The following is a 1764-nucleotide window of genomic DNA, read 5'->3' as shown; positions in this document are numbered from 1 at the left end:
TGGTTTGGCCTTAGTTCTTATGTACTATTGAATTGGCTTTTTGTTGATGTGTGACAGTTGAGGGTGCGGAATGTGGGATCCAACGCCACTTTGCTGACATCAAAGACTTTGAGATTCCCGAAATCCCACGAGAACCCATCAGAACCCCTCCAGCTTTCTAAACACCAATGATCGTCCTCGACACAAACGTTATCTCTGAGTTGATGAACCCTTGGGAATCATAAATTAGTGATTATCCACTCGGTCTTATGAGCAAATTTACCACCGAAGACGACATCGAAGCCTACAACCTCGAACTCCTCGATGCCCTCGGCTATGGCTACAAAAACGGCTACACCCTCGAACCCGAAGGAGTCGCACCCGAACGCCAGAGCTTTAGTGATGTGCTGCTCAAAGACCGCCTGACCCAAGCCCTAGCGCGAATTAATCCCCACATTCCCCCCGATATTCGCCACCAAGCCCAGCGAGAACTGCAAAACATCGCCAGCCCCGATCTGATTAATAACAACGAAATCTTCCACCGCTACCTTACCGAAGGCATCACCGTTGAATATCAGCGCAACGGCGAAACCAAAGGCGAACAACTCTGGCTGATTGACTGGGACACCCCCACCAATAACGAATTCCTCGCCGTCAATCAGTTCACCGTTATCGAAGACAACCACAACCGCCGCCCCGACATCATCCTCTTTATCAACGGGCTGCCTCTAGTGGCGATCGAACTCAAAAACGCTGCCGATGCCAAAGCCCACCTGCAAGCCGCCTTTAACCAATTACAGACCTACAAACGCGAAATTCCCAGCCTCTTTACCTATAACGCCCTGCTGGTGATTTCTGATGGCATCTCCGCCCGTGCAGGCTCCCTCTCTGCCTCCTTTAGCCGCTTCAGCCAATGGAAACGCAAACTCCCCAACGGCGACATTGACAACAACCCCAACACCAACGAACTCGAAATCCTCACGCAGGGGATGCTCAACAAAAGTACCCTACTTGACCTGATTCGCCACTTCACAGTCTTTGAAAAAATCAAGACCGTAGACCCCAAAACCGAAGTCGTTACCCTGCAAACCATCAAAAAGCTGGCTGCCTATCACCAGTATTACGCCGTCAATCTAGCCGTTGAGAGCGTCATTGCTGCCACTAAAAGCAACCATCGCGGCGGCGTACTGTGGCATACCCAGGGCAGCGGTAAATCCCTCTCAATGGTGTTCCTCAGCGGTAAACTCGTCCTGATGCTGAATAACCCCACTCTGGTTATTCTCACCGATCGCAACGACCTCGACGACCAACTCTTCGACACCTTTGCCGGATGTCGTCAATTGCTGCGTCAATCTCCCCAACAAGCAGGCGATCGCGATGCCGTGCGGGAACTGCTCAATGTTAATTCTGGTGGCATCATTTTCACCACTGTACAGAAATTCTCCCCCCAGGACGACGAAACGATTTATCCCAAAATTAGCGATCGCACCAACATCGTTGTCCTAGCCGATGAAGCCCACCGCAGCCAATACGGATTTAAAGCCAAACAAGTCACCCTCAAAGACGAGAAAGGCAACATCATCGGCAAACAGACCCGCTACGGCTTCGCTAAATACATCCGCGATGCCCTACCCAACGCCACCTTCATCGGCTTCACGGGCACCCCCATCGAACAGACCGACAAAAACACCCCCGAAATCTTTGGCGACTATACTCAGCACGGTCAAAGACCGTGCTTTTGTGGCTGCCCAAAATTTGTCGTTAACTGGTCTTCATTGAAAGTTT

At 51.1% G+C, this 1764-nt stretch carries 1 protein-coding gene; it reads left to right on the top strand.

What is annotated here, in order from left to right; translation table 11 throughout:
• Positions 1–248 precede the first annotated feature (248 nt).
• A partial coding sequence (locus LAY57_RS35525) for a type I restriction endonuclease subunit R (RefSeq protein WP_249072186.1) occupies positions 249–1764 on the top strand: 1516 nt, incomplete at its 3' end.

The organism is Argonema antarcticum A004/B2 (genome assembly GCF_023333585.1).
GTDB classification, from domain to species: Bacteria; Cyanobacteriota; Cyanobacteriia; order Cyanobacteriales; family Aerosakkonemataceae; genus Argonema; species Argonema antarcticum.
Note: the sequence above shows the minus strand (reverse complement) of the source record. Positions and strands in the feature narration are given on the sequence as shown.